Annotated in this window: 15 protein-coding genes; 4 read left to right on the top strand and 11 right to left on the bottom strand. The window is 57.9% G+C overall.

The window, feature by feature from the left end; genetic code table 11:
- The 3 genes from Q669_RS11695 to Q669_RS11685 form a co-directional block, all read right to left on the bottom strand.
- Positions 1 to 675 carry a FadR/GntR family transcriptional regulator gene (locus Q669_RS11695; protein ID WP_022992388.1) on the bottom strand — a complete coding sequence of 225 codons (675 nt, stop codon included), beginning with the start codon at positions 673 to 675 and terminating at the stop codon, positions 1 to 3.
- Positions 676 to 787: 112 nt separating this feature from the next.
- Positions 788 to 2,269: a flavin-containing monooxygenase gene (locus Q669_RS11690; protein ID WP_022992387.1), complete on the bottom strand. Its 1,482-nt coding sequence runs from the start codon at positions 2,267 to 2,269 to the stop codon at positions 788 to 790.
- A gap of 67 nt (positions 2,270 to 2,336) precedes the next feature.
- Positions 2,337 to 3,245: a LysR family transcriptional regulator gene (locus Q669_RS11685; protein ID WP_022992386.1), complete on the bottom strand. Its 909-nt coding sequence runs from the start codon at positions 3,243 to 3,245 to the stop codon at positions 2,337 to 2,339.
- A 107-nt stretch (positions 3,246 to 3,352) separates the two neighbouring features.
- Here Q669_RS11685 and Q669_RS11680 point away from each other — a divergent pair, with 107 nt between their 5' ends.
- Together Q669_RS11680 and Q669_RS11675 are read left to right on the top strand one after the other, a co-directional pair.
- Positions 3,353 to 4,966: an NADH-quinone oxidoreductase subunit L gene (locus Q669_RS11680; protein WP_022992385.1), complete on the top strand. Its 1,614-nt coding sequence runs from the start codon at positions 3,353 to 3,355 to the stop codon at positions 4,964 to 4,966.
- The gene (locus Q669_RS11675) at positions 4,963 to 7,368 is read left to right on the top strand and encodes a YbcC family protein (RefSeq protein ID WP_022992384.1); all 2,406 of its coding nucleotides are present in this window, start codon (positions 4,963 to 4,965) and stop codon (positions 7,366 to 7,368) included. The genes Q669_RS11680 and Q669_RS11675 overlap by 4 nt, the downstream gene beginning before the upstream one ends.
- 7 nt (positions 7,369 to 7,375) lie before the next feature.
- Here the strand turns inward: Q669_RS11675 and Q669_RS11670 are convergent, their stop codons facing one another.
- The 6 genes from Q669_RS11670 to Q669_RS11645 form a co-directional block, all read right to left on the bottom strand.
- Positions 7,376 to 8,497 carry a sulfate/molybdate ABC transporter ATP-binding protein gene (locus Q669_RS11670; protein WP_022992383.1) on the bottom strand — a complete coding sequence of 374 codons (1,122 nt, stop codon included), beginning with the start codon at positions 8,495 to 8,497 and terminating at the stop codon, positions 7,376 to 7,378.
- A gap of 1 nt (position 8,498) precedes the next feature.
- Positions 8,499 to 9,356 (bottom strand): sulfate ABC transporter permease subunit CysW, encoded by an 858-nt coding sequence (cysW, locus tag Q669_RS11665; protein WP_022992382.1) that lies wholly within the window; start codon positions 9,354 to 9,356, stop codon positions 8,499 to 8,501.
- Positions 9,357 to 10,229 carry a sulfate/thiosulfate ABC transporter permease CysT gene (gene cysT / locus Q669_RS11660; protein WP_011784864.1) on the bottom strand — a complete coding sequence of 291 codons (873 nt, stop codon included), beginning with the start codon at positions 10,227 to 10,229 and terminating at the stop codon, positions 9,357 to 9,359.
- Positions 10,230 to 10,238: 9 nt separating this feature from the next.
- Positions 10,239 to 11,243 carry a thiosulfate ABC transporter substrate-binding protein CysP gene (cysP, locus tag Q669_RS11655; protein ID WP_022992380.1) on the bottom strand — a complete coding sequence of 335 codons (1,005 nt, stop codon included), beginning with the start codon at positions 11,241 to 11,243 and terminating at the stop codon, positions 10,239 to 10,241.
- Between the two features lie 117 nt (positions 11,244 to 11,360).
- Entirely contained in the window at positions 11,361 to 12,329 is a 969-nt protein-coding gene (locus tag Q669_RS11650) for a beta-ketoacyl-ACP synthase III (protein ID WP_022992379.1), read from the bottom strand.
- Positions 12,330 to 12,457: 128 nt separating this feature from the next.
- Positions 12,458 to 13,513, bottom strand: a complete 1,056-nt coding sequence (locus tag Q669_RS11645; protein WP_011784867.1) for an NAD(P)-dependent alcohol dehydrogenase — start codon at positions 13,511 to 13,513, stop codon at positions 12,458 to 12,460.
- A gap of 123 nt (positions 13,514 to 13,636) precedes the next feature.
- Between Q669_RS11645 and Q669_RS11640 the strand changes: the two genes are divergently transcribed.
- On the top strand, positions 13,637 to 14,218 hold the full coding sequence (locus Q669_RS11640; protein ID WP_022992378.1) for a hypothetical protein: 582 nt from the start codon (positions 13,637 to 13,639) through the stop codon (positions 14,216 to 14,218).
- 17 nt (positions 14,219 to 14,235) lie between these two features.
- Here Q669_RS11640 and Q669_RS11635 read toward each other — a convergent pair whose 3' ends face one another.
- The gene (locus Q669_RS11635) at positions 14,236 to 15,135 is read right to left on the bottom strand and encodes a peptidoglycan-binding domain-containing protein (RefSeq protein ID WP_022992377.1); all 900 of its coding nucleotides are present in this window, start codon (positions 15,133 to 15,135) and stop codon (positions 14,236 to 14,238) included.
- 209 nt (positions 15,136 to 15,344) lie between these two features.
- Between Q669_RS11635 and Q669_RS11630 the strand changes: the two genes are divergently transcribed.
- Positions 15,345 to 16,334, top strand: a complete 990-nt coding sequence (locus Q669_RS11630) for an XdhC family protein (RefSeq protein ID WP_022992376.1) — start codon at positions 15,345 to 15,347, stop codon at positions 16,332 to 16,334.
- On the opposite strand, the gene Q669_RS11625 is transcribed toward Q669_RS11630, so the two are convergent.
- Positions 16,327 to 18,168, bottom strand: a complete 1,842-nt coding sequence (locus tag Q669_RS11625; RefSeq protein ID WP_022992375.1) for a protein kinase domain-containing protein — start codon at positions 18,166 to 18,168, stop codon at positions 16,327 to 16,329. The genes Q669_RS11630 and Q669_RS11625 overlap by 8 nt on opposite strands.
- Positions 18,169 to 18,171 lie beyond the last annotated feature (3 nt).

The following is an 18,171-nucleotide window of genomic DNA, read 5'->3' as shown; positions in this document are numbered from 1 at the left end:
TTACTCCTTACCACTGAGGGCATTGAGGCTTGGTGTCAGGAGCGCCCTCGACAGTGCCTCCGCTTTATCGGCATCTTTCCGGCGAATGGCTGCCAACAGCAGTTCGTGGGCTTCCTGGCTGGGTTCCGGGAGGTCTGAATCCATTTCGGTTCGCTCGATGGTCTGGCTAACCGCGTGAGAGAAATAGTCGTAGAGCTCAATCAGGGCAGAATTGTGAGATGCTCGCACCAACGAGTGATGAAACCGCTCGTCGTGCCGTATACGTTCCGCAATGACCTCTCCGGCCGCCGCTCGCGCATCCAGGGCCTCGGTCATGGCTTTAAGGTCCGCTTCGTTGCGGCGCCTCGCTGCCAGGCGTGCCGCTTCCGTCTCCAGCGTAATCCGGACCTCAATCTGTTCTGCCAGTCGGCTTCGGGCAATTCTTCGAAGTGTTTCTCCGGCGTCCCTGTTTGCGCGCACGTAGGTCCCGTCTCCCTGTCGGGTTTCCAGCATGCCAACGTGCACCAGAACCCTTACGGCTTCGCGGATCGTGTTGCGACTGATCCCTAAAGCCTCGGAGAGCTCTGCCTCGACGGGTAAGCGAGTACCTACCGGCCATTCCCCGCTCTCAATCGTTTTCCGGAGACTGTCAATGGCGGTTTCGACCAGCGAACCTTTGCGGATTGGTGTCAGCATAATGGATCATCCCTCTATATGGTGACCCAATCATCCTATGTTTGAGCGCCCGATTCAACCCTTGCTTAAAACTCATGAGATACCTCGGCGGGGCGGTTCCGCGCTGCCGGGCTCAGGCGTTCACCGGGTCAAGAAACTGGTAGTCCGCGGTATCCACTGACCGGGTCGCAAACCGGTAACTGAAGGTGAAGCCGGGCCAGTTCACGGTGTTTCGCCCATGCTCGTCCAGGTACCAGGAGCTGCAGCCAGCGTCCCATACACTGCCTTCCAGACCGCGCTGGACCACCTGGCAGTATCGGCTCTGGCGATCCTCCCGCACATCCATGGCCGCGCCGGGATAGCGGGAGAGGGCGTCCAGGGCACTTAACACGTACCGGTACTGAGATTCGAGCATGAACAGAATCGAATTGTGCGCCAGGTTGGTATTCGGGCCATAGAGCATGAAGAGATTGGGGAATCCACTGACCGAGATGCCTTTGAAGGCTTTGCTGCCGTTGGTCCATGCGTCATTCAGCGTCAGACCCTCACGGCCGGCAAGGTGGATGGGCGAGAGAAACTCGCTGGCCCGGAAGCCAGTACCGAAGATGATGATGTCGGCAGGCCGGTGCTCGCCTGTTTCAGACACAATCCCGGTCTCATCTATTCGGGCGATGCCGTCTGTGAGCAGGTTGACGTGGGGCTGATTGACCGCTCGGTACCAGTCGTTGGAGATCAGGATTCGCTTGCAGCCAATGCGGTAATCGGGAATCAAATGGTGGAGTTTATCCGGGTCTGTTACCCAGCGGCGGGCTTCTTTTCGGGCCTGATGGGCGAACAGATCCAGAATCCACGAGAAACGGGTAAATGCCAGAGCCCGGGATTCGTTCTTCCAGTAAATGAGGCCCCGGTAGAGGCGGTCCCACAGTGGCAGCTTTTTAAACAGTGTTTGCTCAAACTGGTGAAACGGCCGGTCCGGCTTGGGCAATACCCAGGCGGCTGAACGCTGGTAAAGGTCCAGTTGCCCGACCAGTGGCGTAATTTCCGGCACAAACTGAATCGCGCTGGCGCCGGTTCCTATTACCGCAACGCGCTTGTTGCGAAGCTCGGTGTGGTGCTGCCATCGGGCGGAATGAAAGCAGGCGCCCCGGAAGGTCTCGAGCCCCGGAATGTTCGGCATGGCTGGCCGGTTCAACTGGCCAGTGGCGGTGATTAACACGTCGGCGCTGAATGTGTCGCCGGTTTCGGTCACCACGCGCCACTGGTTGCTGTGATCGTCAAATGTTGCGGACGTTACCGCCTGATTGAACTGGATGTGAGGCTCCAGTTGGTATTTACGAACACAGGCTTCCATGTATTCGAGGATTTCAGGCTGAGCTCCGAATTTCCGGCTCCAGTCGTGTTTGGGCTCGAACGAGTAGGAGTAGAGGTGGGACTGAACATCGCAGGCTGCGCCGGGGTAGGTGTTGTCACGCCAGGTTCCGCCCACACCGCCGGCCTTTTCCAGCAGAGTCAGGTCCGTAAATCCTGCCTGTCTGAGTTTGATGGCCATACCGATTCCGCCGAATCCGGTACCGATAATGAGAACAGAGGGTTTTCGGGTGCGAGCGTGGGCCATGGATAATCCTTGTTATTGTTGTACACCAACGACTATAACGGCCTGTTTGTGTAATACATAGGCCGAATCAACCAGATTGATTGTCCGAAAAGGTCAGTAACTCCTCGGCTTTCTGAGCCATCAACTCCCGCAATACCGGCGACTCAAACTGGCGCCGGATACGAATGGCGTAAAACTCCTCGAATACGCCGGGCAGGGCGCCGTAGTCTTTCAACTCGCCGTTTCTCAACTCATCCCGGACCACCACCGGCGGCAGTATGGCGTAGTGGCCGCTGTCCCGGGTCAGCAAACGCATCATGGCCATGTCGTCAACTTCAGCGATGATTACAGGGTGAATGTGGTGGTGATCACAGAGCTGATCGAAGGCCTGCCGGATGTTGTTGTCAGGCCCGGGCAGAATCAGGGGGCGGTCGCGCAGAATATCGGGAAACCCGGGGGCATCCTGGCTGCCCGGTGGGCCGATTACGCTGACCGACTGGCGTGCTATACGGCGTGAGCGCCAGGGCGTTTCTTCGTCACCTTGTACTGGCTGATTCGACAGAATGAGATCGAGTCGGTGCGCTGATAAACGGCGAAGAAGGTCGTCAAGGCTCCCGCTTTGCAGCTTGAGCTCCAGATCTTTTCGTCCCAGCAGGGGCCGCAGGAAGCCTTCCTGAAAGTTTCTGGAGAGGGTTGCGACCGCACCGACTTTCAGAGTTTCCCGGTTGGCCTGACGCCCGGTACGAAACAGCGCCTCCAGTTCCTCCCCCTGGCGGAAAATCTCTTCAGCGTAGGTAAAGGCGACCCGACCGGCCTCCGATAGTCGAAGTCGACGTCCCTCCCGGACAAAAAGATCGTAGCCAAGGCTTTCCTCCAGCTTTCGTATCTGGCCGGACAATGCGGACTGAGAGATATACAGTGATTCGGCTGCCCGGGTGAGGTGTCCGGTTCGAGCCACAGTCCAGAAATAGTAAAGGTGATGGTAGTTCAGACGCATGGTGGTCTCTTGTCTGTTCTTTAAAAGTGAACGATTTAATCTTTATAAACCATTTTATGTATGAGTGCATTAACGGCAAAGTAGGCGTGAAACTGAAGGAGCCCAACATGACAACACTTACCACGACTGCTTCGCTCGTGCTGTTGATGGCCTGGCTGGCCCTGCCTGTTGCCCTGCTGGCGCTGGCTGGATTCGCCAACTGGACGAAAAACCCTCTCAAACTGGCTCATTGCTGGCGCCTGGCGGAAAGCGGTTTCAGGCTGTTGCTGCTGGCAACTGCCACGATTGGTGCAGTCCTTTTGTTTGACCGGCTGGTGTTTGATACCGGTCTGCCGGAGCTCGGCATTCGACTGGGACTGTTCCCGGACGGATTGGCGGTATGGATGGCGCTGATGGTCTGCTTCATTGCCTGGGTCATTCTTCGCTATACCCGGGACTACCTGCGTGGCGACCCGGCTTATAATTCGTTTTTGCCCTGGTTCCTCACTACAGTAGTCAGTGTACTGGTGCTGGTGTTTACCGATCACTTGCTGGTGCTGGCTGGTGCCTGGGTGGGGGTAAGCCTCTCATTGCACCAGCTGCTGACGCTGTACGCGGAACGGCCACAGGCTCGCCTCGCGGCAGCTCAGAAATTTATTGCCAGCCGGCTTGGCGATGCCGCCATTCTGGCAGCCGTACTGTTAATCTGGAATCACTACGGCAGCTTCCGCATCCCTGAAATCTATGCTTTGGGCGAACACCTGGGCCGTGAATCCCAGTCGCTGACCATCGCTTCTGTTTTGCTGGCGGTGGCTGCTGCGCTTAAATGTGCCCAGCTCCCGTTCCACGGTTGGCTGATCCGGGTGATGGAAGCTCCCACCCCTGTGTCAGCACTTTTGCATGCGGGCGTAGTCAACCTGGGCGGTTTCCTTTGGCTGCGTCTGTTCCCGGTGTTTGAAGGCTTCACGGCAGGGCACATGATCCTGCTGGTTGTTGGCGGGGCAACCGCCATCGTCGCCGTGTTCACCATGATGACCCAGAATTCAGCGAAACATGGCCTGGTCTGGTCCACCAATGCCCAGATGGGCTTCATGCTGTTCGAGATTGCGCTGGGCGCCTACACGCTGGCACTACTGCACCTGCTGGCTCACTCCCTGTACAAGGCGCACTCGTTCCTGGCCGTTGGCCGTACCGTCAAAGTCTCCAGGATTGCGTTTTCAGAGCAAATCAGCAAGTCGCAAGCCGGTCTCGCACTGCTGGCCTCTGGTCTGGCCGCCGCCCTGCTGTGGCAGGCCCCACAACTGGTGGCCCACAAGCCGGTACTGGCGGCCTTGCTGGTGTTCGCGGTTGGCGCTGCCGTTCTGGGTACACCGGGAGCAAGCCAAAAAGGCGCCCGTGTCGTCGTGTTGCTGCTGGCCGTTACCCTGGTCCCCCTGTACGGGGTGCTTAACTGGCTGCTGAGCACCGCTTTGCCTCAGACCGCGCACACAGCCTTGCCGGTTGGTGCTGAGTGGTTCGCCTGGGTAATTCTGGCCGTGCTGTTTATGTTGTCGCTGGTGCTATTCGCCCGCCCGCAGGGCGTGGTGGCGCAGAAGCTCCACTGGCACTTCAGCCAAGGACTCTATCTCGACAAGCCTTTCGAAAAGCTTACCCGCCGCTGGGCACAAACCTGGCTTAATGCCCACGGTAAACCGGCCGACATCCGATTGCGGCACGGGGCTCTGACTGGAGAAAGATCATGAACGCACCTGTTACGTATTCTGCTTCCTGTGAACAGGTCATTCCGGAGCTTGTTAATGAAGCCTGCGAACGAATTGCGCCCATCTGGCCGTTAAATCGCTGGATCGCAGTTAACCCCTGGTGGGGCAGCAGGACTGGACCTGTCGAGAAGGTTTCCCGAGAACTGGACAGTCTGTTCGGAGCAGGGTTGTTGATGCCTCCGGCTTTCTACCGGAAAGCCTGGGATGGCGGCCGTATTCAGCTTCCGCATCTTGAGGAAGCTGCCCGCGAAGCGGGCTTGAAAGATGATAGCCAGGCGCTCCTGGCCCAGCTTTCCGGGGCGGCATCAAATCAGCCCGGGTTTGTGTCGGCTCTTGGTTACACCCGCCGTGGTCAACAGGAACCGTCCCTCGAGGAGGTCCGGGAAGAGATCGGACGCGCCTGTGCGCGCTACTTCGACCTGCGCCAGAATCGCTGGCGGGTTTCTGGTACAAAACAGGATCTGTATCAGTTCTGGCTTAGTCAGTCCGGACGCTCACTGGCCCGGAAAGCCAGCATGGAAATGTTGCTGAAGCCTGACTGGCAGGAAGCCGCTACAACGGTAGCTCGTGAGCTGCCTTACAGCAGCCGCCAACTGCCCCTGGTGATCCACCATTTGCTCGGACAGTTGCTGGGCTGGGCATCCTGGTGCAGAGGTGTGGACTGGCGAGCAGCACTGGGCGATCCTCATGAAAGCGGTACCGAACACTTCTGCGCGCAATTGGCGACCATCTGGCTCATTCATGAGGCCCATGCGCTGATCAATATGACTGAGGCAGAGCGTGAGAGCTGGCAGAATCGTTACGTCAATGCGTTCGATCTGGCGCCGGCCTCCGCTAATGAACAGGCACTCTGGATATGGCATCGGGCCTATGAGCTGGCCTGGCAGTCCCGTTTCCTTGACGATATCCGCTCCAGTGAGCGGAGCTCGCTGGCGGAACCGGATCCTGTGGCGGAAGTGCAGGCCGCCTTCTGCATAGACGTAAGGTCCGAAGTCATTCGTCGACAGCTGGAGAAGGTATACCCTGAAATCAGAACGCTTGGCGTGGCGGGCTTTTTCGGCATGCCCATTGTTCACCACAGGCATGGCCCAACCGATGATGAAGCCCGGTTGCCAGGACTGCTGGCGCCGGCGTATCGGTACTCGGAGACCCTCGGTAGCCCGTCAGAAGACCGGGAGCTGGACCGGAAGCTGGACAGTCGTGAACAGGTCCGGGAGTCCATACGCCGGGCCAAGTACTCCAGTCTTTCCACATTCACTTTAGTGGAAACCACTGGCCTTGCCTGGGCCTGGAAACTGGTTCGCGACAGTCTGAACAGGAACTCTGCCAAAACAGAAGCAGTGGAACCTGGCAGGCTCCATCATTGCGTGGACGGTTATCCGTTGTCAGACCCGGAGCGGGTGAATCTGGCAGAGGGTCTTCTAAGGGCGATGTCTCTGACCAAGGGTTTCGCGAGCGTATTGTTGCTGGTAGGCCATGGCGCTCATACGGACAACAACCCCAATGAAGCCGGCCTGGCCTGCGGGGCCTGTGGCGGCAAAAACGGAGGGGTGAATGCCAGAGTGGCTGCCGAATTGCTGAATGACCGGCAGGTTAGGGCGGGCCTGGCAGAACGCGGCATCATTATGCCTGAGAGCACCATTGCTCTGGCGGCTGAGCATTGCACGATCACAGACCGGGTAACCATTTACGGGCGGGACCAGGTGCCCGACAGCCATCAGCGGGTATTTAATACGCTGGTTGAGAAGCTTGAGGCTGCTGGTCGCGCCTGTCGCAGAGAGAGAGCCACCAGTCTCGGGCTTAATGGCAAGAACGATGACGACCTGCTTGCCGAACTCAAACGCCGGACTCGCAACTGGGCGGAAGTGCGGCCGGAGTGGGGGCTGGCGAATAATGCCGGGATGGTGATCGGCCCGCGCTCGCTTACTCGCTCACTGGATCTCGGAGGACGGTGCTTCCTGCACGACTATGATCCGGCGCAGGACCCATCCGGAGAGGTTCTGACTCTGCTGATGTCTGCGCCTATGGTGGTGGCAAACTGGATCAACCTGCAGTATTTCGGTTCCGTTGCAAGGCCGGATATCTTCGGTGCCGGCAACAAATTGCTGCACTCGGTCGTTGGCGGTAACCTGGGCGTGATCGAAGGGAATGGAGTCGATCTCAAGATCGGGCTCCCGCTGCAGTCGGTGTTCGACGGTGAGCACTGGCGCCACGAACCGATGCGCCTTGCGGTGGTGATCGATGCTCCGGCGGAACGCATTGAAGCGGTGATCCGGGGTAATGCGGATGTCCGGGCTCTGGTGGAGAATCGATGGCTCTGGCTGCACCGAGTGGATGGCGACCAGACGCTGCGCTACGACGACGGCAGGTGGGTAACCACCTGACCGCCAGTCACATATTGCTGGCGTTGGCGGCCTCGGTGTATTGCCAGTCGATCGTTCTCGGTTGAACGCTGTCGGCGACAAAGAGGTGACCAACGTCTGGTACCGCGTACCAAAGCTCACCACGGGTGGGGTTCTGGCGAGCGAACTCTGCATGGCTCATGCCGATTTCCCAGATTTCGTCGCTCTGCCAGCCTTCCGGGGTCAGTTCAATACGCACTTCCGAGCCGATCAGGCTGATAGCCTCAATGCGCAGGGGCAGGCGGGCCTTTGCGGCGGGGGATCGGGACAGCTGCACTTCGTGGGGCCGCAGGTAGAGCTGGGCTTCCTGATCGTGACGGACACCCGGCAAGGATACCCAGGCATCGCCCTGAACCAGTTTCTGACCTTTCACCAAACCCGACAACACGTTGACGTGGCCCAGGAAGTCGAAGACGAACCGGCTTTCTGGCCGGGCATACAGTCCGGTCGGTGAATTCACCTGTTCAACCTGGCCCTGGCTCATAACCACCACCTGGTCTGACAGCTCCAGCGCTTCTTCCTGATCGTGGGTCACGAAAATGCTGGTGAAGTGGTACTCGTCGTGTAACGCGCGAAGCCAGCGGCGCAAATCCTTTCGGACTTTGGCATCCAGGGCGCCGAAGGGCTCATCCAGCAGCAGAATACGAGGCTGAGTTGCCAGCGCGCGAGCCAGAGCAACACGCTGTTTCTGCCCACCAGACAGCTGTGCCGGATAGCGTTTGGCCAGTTCGGGCAACTGAATCATCTCCAGCAGCTTGGCCACCCGTTGGCGGATTTCCGGCTTTGAGGGGCGCTGCTTTTTGGGGAGCGACTCCAGGCCGAACGCGATGTTCTCGGCAACGGTCAGGTGCCGGAACAGGGCGTAATGCTGAAACACAAACCCGATGTTGCGGTCGCGAACGTGTAACTGGCTGACATCGTCACCACCGAACAGGATGCGGCCGGAATCCGAAGATTCCAGTCCGGCAATAATCCGGAGTAAGGTGGTTTTGCCGGAGCCAGAGGGGCCGAGAAGGGCGGTGAGCTGGCCTTCGGGAATAACCAGAGAGACATTCTTCAGCGCCTGAAAGCCGCCGAAGTGCTTGTTGATCTGGTCAATGGTGATACTCATGTCACGCACCTCCTTCTTCGGGCGTCGCGTGTTCAGCTCGGGACTGACGCCATTCGACAAATGCTTTTGCAATTAGTGTCAGGATGGCGATACCGGCCAGCAGTGAAGCACTGGCAAAGGCCCCGACAATGTTGTAATCCTGATAAAGCAGTTCAACATGCAGCGGTAAGGTATTGGTTTCTCCGCGAACATTGCCGGATACCACCGAGACCGCACCGAATTCACCTACGGCCCGGGCGTTGGTCAGCACCACACCGTAGATCAATGCCCACTTGATATTAGGCAGTGTGATCTTGCGAAAAATCGGCCAGCCGGAAGCGCCCAGCACCACGCCGGCTTCTTCCTCCTCGCTGCCTTGTTGCTGCATCAAGGGGATCAGCTCCCTGGCCACAAACGGACAGGTTACGAATACGGTGACCATCACGATGCCAGGCCAGGAGAACATCAACTGAACGTCGTAGTTGCTCAGCCAACTGCCCAGCCAGCCGTTCCGGCCATAGAGCAGCAGGTACAGCAGACCGGCAACAACCGGTGATACCGCAAATGGAATATCGATCAGGGTGATCAACAGCTTGCGCCCGGGAAAGCGGAACCGAGTAACCGACCAGGCGAGGGCTGTCCCGAAAACCAGGTTAAGCGGCACCGTGAGTGCGGCCACAAACAAAGTCAGGCCGATGGCATCCAGGGTGTATTCATCCAGGACATTGCCGGCAAAAGCGCTCCAGCCTGTGCTCAGTGCTTGCGTAAAGATCACCACTACGGGAATCACCAGAATGATCAGAGTAATTGCGAGGGCCAGCCCGATCAGGCTGCGGCGCACCCAGGGTTGGTCACCAATACGGCGGTTTTGTGCAGCCATCTATCGACCCTCCAGCCTGCGCAGGTAGCGACCCTGCCAGAGGTTGATGGAGAACAGCAGAATCAGCGACGCCAGCAATACCAGCGAGGCAATGGCACTGGCGGCCGCGTAGTCATACTCCTGCAGACGGATGAAGATCATCAGGCTGGTGACTTCGCTGACGTAAGGCGTGTTGCCGGCGATAAAGATAATCGCACCAAATTCGCCCAGGCTGCGGGTGAAAGACAGGGCGATTCCGGTCACCAGGGCTGGCCACAGCGAAGGAAAGATAACTTTGCGGAACACACGCCCGTCAGATGCCCCCAGGCTAACAGCGGCTTCTTCATCGGCTGGCGACAGCTCCTCAAGCACTGGCTGCACCGTACGCACCACAAACGGGATGCTGGTAAATGCCATGGCTACAACGATGCCCAGGGGTGTAAACGCAACCTCCACACCGATTTTGGCCAGCCATTGGCCGTACCAGCCATTCTGGGAAAACAGCGTTGCCAGGGTGATGCCGGCGACAGCAGTTGGCAAGGCAAAGGGCAGGTCGACCACGGCGTCGACAATGCGCTTGCCCGGAAACTCATAGCGAACCAGCACCCAGGCCAACAGCAACCCGAACAGGCCATTGAACAGTGACGCTGCAAGGGCCGTCCATAAGGTAACCTTGTAGGACTCCACCACGCGCGGATCGGTGATGGTGAACCAGAACTGGTCCCAGGTCATGCCGGAGGTTTCAACGACCAGCCCGGTCATCGGCAGCAGCAAAACCAGGCTGACAAAAAACAGCGAAATGCCGAGGCTCAGACCGAACCCCGGCAATACCCGTTTGTTTCGACGACCAAGACGCCGCACGGGGGCGACGCCTGCTTGAGCGGAGGTGGGCATGGCTTGCTCTTACCGGCGCCGCTGCAACTGGTCCAGCTTGCCGCCACTGCTGAAATGGGTACTCATTGCGTTTTCCCAGCCACCGGCAATCTCTTCGATGGACAACAGTTTCAGTTCCGGGAAGCGATCGGCATTCTCGGCTTTCACGGCGTCGTTGTGAACACGGTAGTTGAAGCCTGCCAGCAGGCGCTGGGAGTCTTCGGTATAGAGGTGCTCCAGGTACTCCTTGGCCAGCTCGGCGGTGCCATTCTGTTCAACGTAGTCGTCAATCCAGGTCACCGGGAATTCGGCCAGGAAGCTTACCTTCGGCGTAACAGCCACGTATTCACCGTTCTCGAAACGGTCTGCAATGTTCAGAACCTCCGACTCGAAGGTCAGCAGGACATCGCCGATGCCGCGCTCAACGAATGTGGTGGTGGCACCACGACCGCCGCTGTCAAAAACGCGTACCTGACCGAGCAGGTCCGCCATGAACTGATCAATCTTTTCCTGATCGTCGCCAAACTGATCCTGGGCGTAGCCCATAGCGGCCAGGTAGGTGTAACGGCCGTTTCCGGAGGTTTTCGGGTTCGGCATCACCAGTTGAACGTCTTCGCGGATCAGGTCGTCCCAGTTCTGGATATTCTTGGGATTACCCTCACGCACCAGAAACGCCATGGTTGAGTAGTAGGGCGAGCTGTTGTTCGGCAGGCGATCGGCCCAGTCTTCAGGAATCAGGCGACCGCGCTGGTGCAGGATGTCGATGTCGGTCACCTGGTTGAACGTTGCAACATCGGCTTTCAGGCCCTGAATAATGGCCTGTGCCTGCTTGGATGAACCTGCATGGGACTGTTTGATTTCGACCGTTTCGCCGGTCTTTTCCTGCCAGTGCTTTTTGAACTCTTCGTTGTAGGCAGCGAACAGTTCGCGGGCGATGTCGTAAGAAGTGTTGAGCAGCTCCCGGTCTGCAGCCAGTACCGGTTGGGCGGAGAGCAGGGCGGCGCCGAGCGCGATTCCCTTGAAAAGTTGCTTCATAACGAGCTCCTCAGAATGACGGTTCTAATCTGAGGAGCAATCTAACAAAAGGTTTTAAGAACGAAAAATATTAAAAATAAATATTAAAAGGCTTGTTTGGCATATAGGGGTCGGTCATTAATATCGAAGCAGTGCCGACCCCCAGGTGAAGCCGCCGCCAAAGGCTTCCAGCAGAACTACCTGCCCGCGCTGGATTCGACCATCGCGGACGGCTTCATCAAGCGCCAACGGGATGGATGCCGCCGACGTGTTGCCGTGGCGGTTGACGGTTACTACCACCTGATCCATCGGCATGTCCAGCTTGCGGGCCGTGGCTGCGATAATCCGTAGGTTGGCCTGATGAGGAACCAGCCAGTCGATCTCGGATTTCTGCATCTGGTTGGCTTCAAGGGTTTCATCGACAATCCGGCCGAGGGTATTCACCGCCACCTTGAAGACTTCGTTGCCTTTCATTTCCACAAACGCCTGGCCGGCTTTTACCGCATCAAAATCGTTGGCGATGCCACAGGGGACGTGCAGCAACTCTTCATACCGGCCATCGGCGTGCAGGTGTGTAGACAGAATGCCGGTCTCCTCACTGGCCTCCAGCACAACGGCGCCGGCGCCGTCGCCAAAAAGCACGCAGGTGGTACGGTCTTCCCAGTTAAGGATGCGGGAGAACACCTCCGCGCCGATCACCAGCGCCTTTTTGCTTGAACCGGTACGGATGAACTTTTCGGCGGTGGCCAGGGCATAGACGAAACCGCTGCACACGGCCTGGATATCAAAGGCAGGACAACCTTGAATGCCGAGCCGGGCCTGCAGGATACAGGCGCAACTGGGGAAGACCTTGTCCGGCGTAGTGGTGGCAAACACGATCAGATCAATATCGGTGGTATCGATACCGGCGGCCTCAATGGCGTTCAGGGCCGCTTGCTCAGCAAGATCCACCGTGCTTTGTCCGGGCAGGGCAATATGCCGCTGTTCGATACCGGTGCGTTCGCGAATCCACTGATCAGAGGTCTCCACCTTCTGTTCCAGGTCGCGATTGGTAACGATGTTGTCCGGCAGATAGGAACCGGTTCCGGCAATGCGTGCAAAGGTCATGGACAATTTCCAGGGGTTTATAGGGTAACGATAGACCCATGCTAAACCTTTGCAACCGGATTGGTTATTAGCGGATTGTCAAAGACTGCCCGGGCGACACATTGGACACCCGGGCATCAGGAGGGAGATCAGCCTTCTTTCAACGTTTTCATATCAATGACGAAGCGGTACTTAACATCGCCTTTTTTCATGCGAACGTAGGCTTCGTTGATGTTCCGGATATCCAGCATCTCGATATCGCAGGTGATGTCGTGCTCCGCACAGAAATCCAGAACCTCCTGGGTTTCCGGCATGCCGCCAATAAGAGAACCGGCTACCACACGGCGTTTGGTCACGAGCAGGCCGGCCTGAAGGGCGGGCTCAATTGGTGTTAGCAAACCCACGAGAATATGTGTGCCGTCGTACTTCAGGCACTTCAGGTATGGGTTGAGATCGTGGGCCACCGGAATGGTGTCGAGCAGAAAATCGAAGGAATCTGCGGCGGCTTTCATCTGCTCCTTGTCGGTGGAGATGATGACGTGGTCCGCGCCCTGCTTCTTCGCTTCTGCCACCTTGGCTTCGGAACGTGTGAATATAGTGACTTCGGCGCCCAGCGCTTTGGCAAATTTTACGCCCATGTGGCCGAGACCGCCCATCCCCAGTACGCCTACCTTGTGGCCTTTGCCGACCTTGAAGTGCTTGAGGGGGGAATAGGTGGTGATGCCTGCGCACAGAATGGGAGCCGCACTGGCGGGGTCGAGTTTTTCCGGCACCCGGACCACAAAACGTTCGCTGACAACAATCCGCTCGGAATAGCCGCCGTGGGTGACCGAGCCATCGTGACGATCCAGGCTGCCGTAGGTCATGGTGGAGCCTTCAATGCAGTACTGCTCCAGTCCGGAGTCGCAGGCGGAGCAACTGCGACAGCTGTCTACCATGCAGCCCACGCCCACCAGGTCGCCGGCTTTGAAGTGACTGACCTCCGGCCCAACGGCGGTGACCCGGCCAACAATTTCGTGGCCCGGAATGACCGGATATTTTGAACCACCCCAATCATTTTCAACGGTGTGGAGGTCACTGTGGCAGACGCCGCAGTAGTCGATCTCGATCGCTACATCGTCTGCACGGAGCTCCCGGCGATCAATGGCGTAGGGGGCCAGGCCGGAATCCGGGGCAGTGGCGGCGTATGCTTTGGTATTGGCCATTCGTTCACTCCTTTTCAGTTTTAGAACAAGGATCACGGTTCTGCCGCGGCAGGACGGTTACCTTGTGTTACTCAGTACATTTCAATTGTAACCTACGTATTCCACTCCATCAGGGATGACCAGATGACAAACACGCAATCTCTTAAAGCTGTGTGGCTGGCGAGCGCAATCGCGCTGGGCGCGGGCCTGGTCAGCGGTTGTATGCCGGGTACCATTGCCACCGGCGTTGGCACTGGTTTTGTGTATGAGCAGAAACAGGACCACAAGCACCGCCATGACGTGGAGCGGGCGGTGGATCAGTACGTCGAAGACCACGCCAACTCTCCGTGCAGGCACGGGGAAGACCGAGTAATGGAGTCTGCGGCGGAGATTCTCAAGGAATACCGGTTAACCGGTTTGAACGAGGTGCTGGGCCGACTGGATGAGATCTATCAGGATGAAAGTCAGCCGGATCATATCCGGGCCGGTGCCCTGTACAACATGGCGGTGTTGCAGTCGCGCCGCAAGGAACCCAACAAGGTGCTCGCGCGGGAGTACTTCAAGCGCCTGTATGTAGAATTTCCTAACGAGTATCGCTGCATCTTTGAAGAATCAGACTGGCGGGATTCAATGATTGAACAGCAGTTGCTGCTGCCCGGCGAGACGGTTGAATCCTTCCTGAGAGATGCGAAAGCCGATGTGGAGCGCATGAAGCGGCAGGACTGAGCCTGCCGCCTTCAATATCAGGCTATCCAGCCGAAGAAGAAATCAAACAGCCAGGAGAAGAAGCCGCCGCTGCTCTGTGGGCGCGGTTCGGCCTTTGTATCCTGATTAGCAACCGGCTCGTTGGCGTTTGCCACTGGCGCATCAACAATCACGGGTTCCGGCTCTTCTTCAGCGACGAGCGGCTCGTCCGGGCCCGCTGCGGTAGGCTCGGTGGGCAGTTGGGCGATCAGTTCCTCGTTATCGCCAGTGACCACCTCGACAACTTCTGCCGGCTCCTGATCTGCGGTGACTGGCGTTTGATAACTTTCGGAAACGGATGAAGAAAGCTCTGTAACACGCTGGTCTTTATGGCTTTCATTCGGACCGAGTTCAGAATCTTCTTCTGGGACGGATTGCACTGCCGGCTCTAGGGCCGCTACCTGATTTTCTCGCGGTTCCGTAGTATCCACGACCTCCGGCTCGACGGTTTCCGGTTCAGGCTCCTTAATTTCGGGGGCCGGTTCCGGCTTGGACTCAGGTGCGACAGCGGCCACGGAGCGGGCGGTAGGCCGAGAGTTTGCGGCAAGCCCGAGCTGATTGCGAGCGGCAGACCGGGAAGCCACAGAATTGCTCTGGATCGTCAGGGTCGGAGCCGCCTCCACACCAAGGGATTTGAGCGTGGCTGAATCCAGATTTCCACTTACTGAAAGCTCTGCGCGATCGGACTGGTACTGACGAATGGCCGTGCGCAGTTTGTCGTCTATCCAGCCATCGGCCGTACCAATACCGTAACCGGACCCATAAAGCGCATTTTCTGCAGCAAAGACGGTATGGGTAGGAGAGGCTGCCTGGGCCCAGCTGCAGATGGCAAGGCTTGAGACAACGGCCAGGCTTTGCGCGGCGGTTTTTCGGCGTCCCTGCAACGGTGAGCGTTTCATGGCGAATCCCTCCAGAGGCTCATTGGTATTGTTGTTTACATATTGTTACTGAGTATCTTCACGGTATCAGGGATTAATAGTTGCGCCTATGAAGTGGTTAACAAGTTGGCGCAAGGTGCCCGTAGGATGTTGCGGAGGTTGCTGGTATTGTCACAACCCATCAGGCACAGAACGGGCAGAGCATCCCCGGCAGTTTTGGCAGACCAAGCATGCAAAATCTCGATTATCGCGTTATACAGCAGGCCATTGACTGGCTGGAGCAGGGGCACACGATCTGGCTGTGCACCGTGCTGTCCACGTTCGGCTCTTCCCCCCGGGAACCCGGAGCGATGATGGTAGCGAAAGGCGACGGAGCGCATGTGGGCTCATTGTCCGGCGGCTGTGTTGAAGAGGATTTCCTGGATCGACTGATGCAGGGGGAATATACCTTGTCATCCGTTGTCATTAGATATGGTGGCGCCAGCGAGGAAAACAGGAATCCAAGCGTAAAGCTGCCCTGTGGGGGTGCATTGGAAGTACTGGTGGAAAAGCGATCTCCGGAGTCACATTTTGTCGATCAGCTGCGGACACTGTTGAATGGGCTTTCAAATGGTGAAGCCCTGGAGCGGGAAGTAGACCTGGCTCGTGGTAGCGCCAGCCTCAACCCTGTCGATGATCACGGGAGCCGAGTCGTTTGGGAGCAGGGAAGCGAGACCATAAAGATTGTCGTCGCACCCGTCGCACAATTGATCCTGGCCGGATATTCAACAGTAGCGGACGCCTGCGCCCGGTTTGCTCTGGGTCTGGGTTATGAGGTGGTGCTTTGCGACCCACGGGAAGACATTGCAGGCACACTCGATTTGCCCGAAGGTGTCGAGTTTATTGCTCAGCTGCCCTCCGTATACCTCGGCAAAGACGGTGTCTGTACGCCCTCGACGGCCGTAGTGGCCACCACGCACGATCCAAGGATTGATGACCTGGCGATGATGGCCGCGGTCAAAACGCCAGCGGGCTATATCGGTGTCATGGGCTCAATGCGCACTTCAAAAGCCCGGGCGGAACGGTTGAAACGCAGTGGCGGGCTCACAGAGGCCGAGATTCAGCGTATTCATATGCCGGTGGGGGTGGATATCGGCAGCAAGACACCGGCCGAGATTGCCCTGTCGATTATGGCAGATGTGGTTCGTGCCCGGCGCCAGCTTTTCCGGGCGGTCAGTTAACGCTCTCGGCTCGCGGGTTTCGAGGGTAGTACCGGTCGGGCAGCCGCTCGATGTGCGGAAAGAACCGGGTGTCTTTGTAGGGCATTTTCATATACCCGGACACGCCAAGCCCGGTGATCTGCTCCACCGCAGACAGGATCTCGTCCAGCAGCTCCCGGAATTCCGGTTCCCGCTCGGGGTCCAGCAGCCGATAATGGCTGTGGATCTTCAGGTGCCGGGGCAGGGCTTCGAAGATGATCATGCCGGTGTGGTGGATGTCGTTCAGACGTTCCAGTGCCCGGATAATCGTCTCGGGCAATACCAGGAATTCTTCCGGGTCTGGTCCATCCTCAAAATAGGAATGCACGCGGCTTTCATCTTCCACTTCCGGTGCTGCGCTCACTTCGTAGTGCAGATTCATGCCGGGGGAGACCAGAAACGGCTTGCCCGGATCTTCACGATCAATGTGCAGGGTGTTACGGGCGTTGAACAGGCAGCTTTTGAATATCCCTTTGCGGTAGATGGCCTGGGCCAGGTACACCATGTTATTGACGGCCTGGACAAAGGCCGATTTCAACGTCGGATCATGCAGGTTCAGAGAGGTATCGATATAGATACCGTCGGTTTCCCAGCGTACCGCCAGGCCTCCTTCCACAGGGTAGCGCCCGAGCCGACTGACCGCCGCCAGAAACGCTTTCTCGGTTTCCCCCATGCCCTGCATGAAGTTCTTGTAGTAACGGTCGAGTTGGACGTCGTTGACATCACTCAGGGTCTCCGGGGCACCTTCCTCCCGCAAAAACGACTTCCGGGAACTGTATACCACGGTATCAATTTCCTGCCCGGACGCCCGCACCCATACCGGCACCTGCGGAGTGGTCGGCCGTGCCGGCAGGTCAATCATCACCGTGCGGGCCATTCGGGGCATTTCCCGCAAGTAGTAATCACCAGCCTTGCGGCGAGTCTCCGGGTCGGGCGACAGCATACCATCAAGCATTCGGGCAAATTCCATGGGAAGCCCCAGAGACGCAGCTGGAATCGCCCGGTGCCCAAACCGACAGGATTGGGCAGAGGCGAGGGCATACAGGGTTCCGGCGGCGCCCTGTTCATCAAAACGGGGCGAGGATAGCCCGCCGTTCAGCTGCTCCTCGCCGATAAAATAGACATCACCCAGTCTGGCATTGGTCTGCTGAAGGTTATCCGACATCAGTTCCATCACATTCGCCGTGACGAACTGTTGATTGGCATCCAGCTGGGCGAACACCGAAGACCCCCAGTCAATCAGCGCAATATTTTCAGTGCGGGCGTCAAACACCAGGTTGGACGGTTTGATGTCGCCGTGAACAATGGGGCGGCCGGCGGGCCCGTTTTCCCGGCGCAGGCAGCGCAGAATATCCGCCAGTTGGTCCGCAATTCGAATAACAAGTCGGGGCTTCAGGCGGCCTTCCTGCAGGGAGACTTCTTCCAGATTGAGCCCCGCAGCTCGCTCCATGACCAGGATAGGTTGGTTGTTGGCGCGCTGGAAGGCGATCAGTCGCGGCACTCTGGGGTGATGCACCTGCTCCAGAATGAAGGCTTCGTCTTCCAGGCGATCCTGTAGGTGCTGGGGCAGGTTGATGCGAGTGAATTTGAACACATGCTCCGGGCCTGGTGTGTCCAGGCCGGGAAAACGGCCGGCAAACACAAACCCATAGGCGCCCTTGCCAATCAGTTCAACATCCCGGTAACCCAGTTGGCGGAGCTGGGCAACGCAAAGCGCCACCCAGTCCTTGAGCTTCTTGGCATCATCGTGGCTGAGCAGGTAGATCGACTGCTCTTCCGGTATATAGAATTGCTGAAGATGCTTTTCCTGCTCCATCAC

This window comes from Marinobacter sp. C1S70, from assembly GCF_000475355.1.
Taxonomy (GTDB): domain Bacteria; phylum Pseudomonadota; class Gammaproteobacteria; order Pseudomonadales; family Oleiphilaceae; genus Marinobacter; species Marinobacter nauticus.
The sequence above is the reverse complement of the archived record's forward strand: the minus strand, read 5'-3'. Positions and strand labels throughout refer to the sequence as shown.

Bases quoted from the DNA above. Each gene is read 5' to 3' on its own strand.
- Q669_RS11640 (WP_022992378.1), top strand. From the start codon at position 13,637: ATGACAAACACGCAATCTCTTAAAGCTGTGTGGCTGGCGAGCGCAATC.
- Q669_RS11695 (WP_022992388.1), bottom strand. From the start codon at position 675: ATGCTGACACCAATCCGCAAAGGTTCGCTGGTCGAAACCGCCATTGAC.
- Q669_RS11680 (WP_022992385.1), top strand. From the start codon at position 3,353: ATGACAACACTTACCACGACTGCTTCGCTCGTGCTGTTGATGGCCTGG.
- Q669_RS11650 (WP_022992379.1), bottom strand. From the start codon at position 12,329: ATGACCTTTGCACGCATTGCCGGAACCGGTTCCTATCTGCCGGACAAC.
- Q669_RS11635 (WP_022992377.1), bottom strand. From the start codon at position 15,135: ATGAAACGCTCACCGTTGCAGGGACGCCGAAAAACCGCCGCGCAAAGC.
- Q669_RS11690 (WP_022992387.1), bottom strand. From the start codon at position 2,269: ATGGCCCACGCTCGCACCCGAAAACCCTCTGTTCTCATTATCGGTACC.
- Q669_RS11670 (WP_022992383.1), bottom strand. From the start codon at position 8,497: ATGAGTATCACCATTGACCAGATCAACAAGCACTTCGGCGGCTTTCAG.
- Q669_RS11685 (WP_022992386.1), bottom strand. From the start codon at position 3,245: ATGCGTCTGAACTACCATCACCTTTACTATTTCTGGACTGTGGCTCGA.
- cysP (WP_022992380.1), bottom strand. From the start codon at position 11,243: ATGAAGCAACTTTTCAAGGGAATCGCGCTCGGCGCCGCCCTGCTCTCC.
- cysT (WP_011784864.1), bottom strand. From the start codon at position 10,229: ATGCCCACCTCCGCTCAAGCAGGCGTCGCCCCCGTGCGGCGTCTTGGT.
- Q669_RS11675 (WP_022992384.1), top strand. From the start codon at position 4,963: ATGAACGCACCTGTTACGTATTCTGCTTCCTGTGAACAGGTCATTCCG.
- Q669_RS11630 (WP_022992376.1), top strand. From the start codon at position 15,345: ATGCAAAATCTCGATTATCGCGTTATACAGCAGGCCATTGACTGGCTG.
- Q669_RS11645 (WP_011784867.1), bottom strand. From the start codon at position 13,513: ATGGCCAATACCAAAGCATACGCCGCCACTGCCCCGGATTCCGGCCTG.
- cysW (WP_022992382.1), bottom strand. From the start codon at position 9,356: ATGGCTGCACAAAACCGCCGTATTGGTGACCAACCCTGGGTGCGCCGC.
- Q669_RS11625 (WP_022992375.1), bottom strand. From the start codon at position 18,168: ATGGAGCAGGAAAAGCATCTTCAGCAATTCTATATACCGGAAGAGCAG.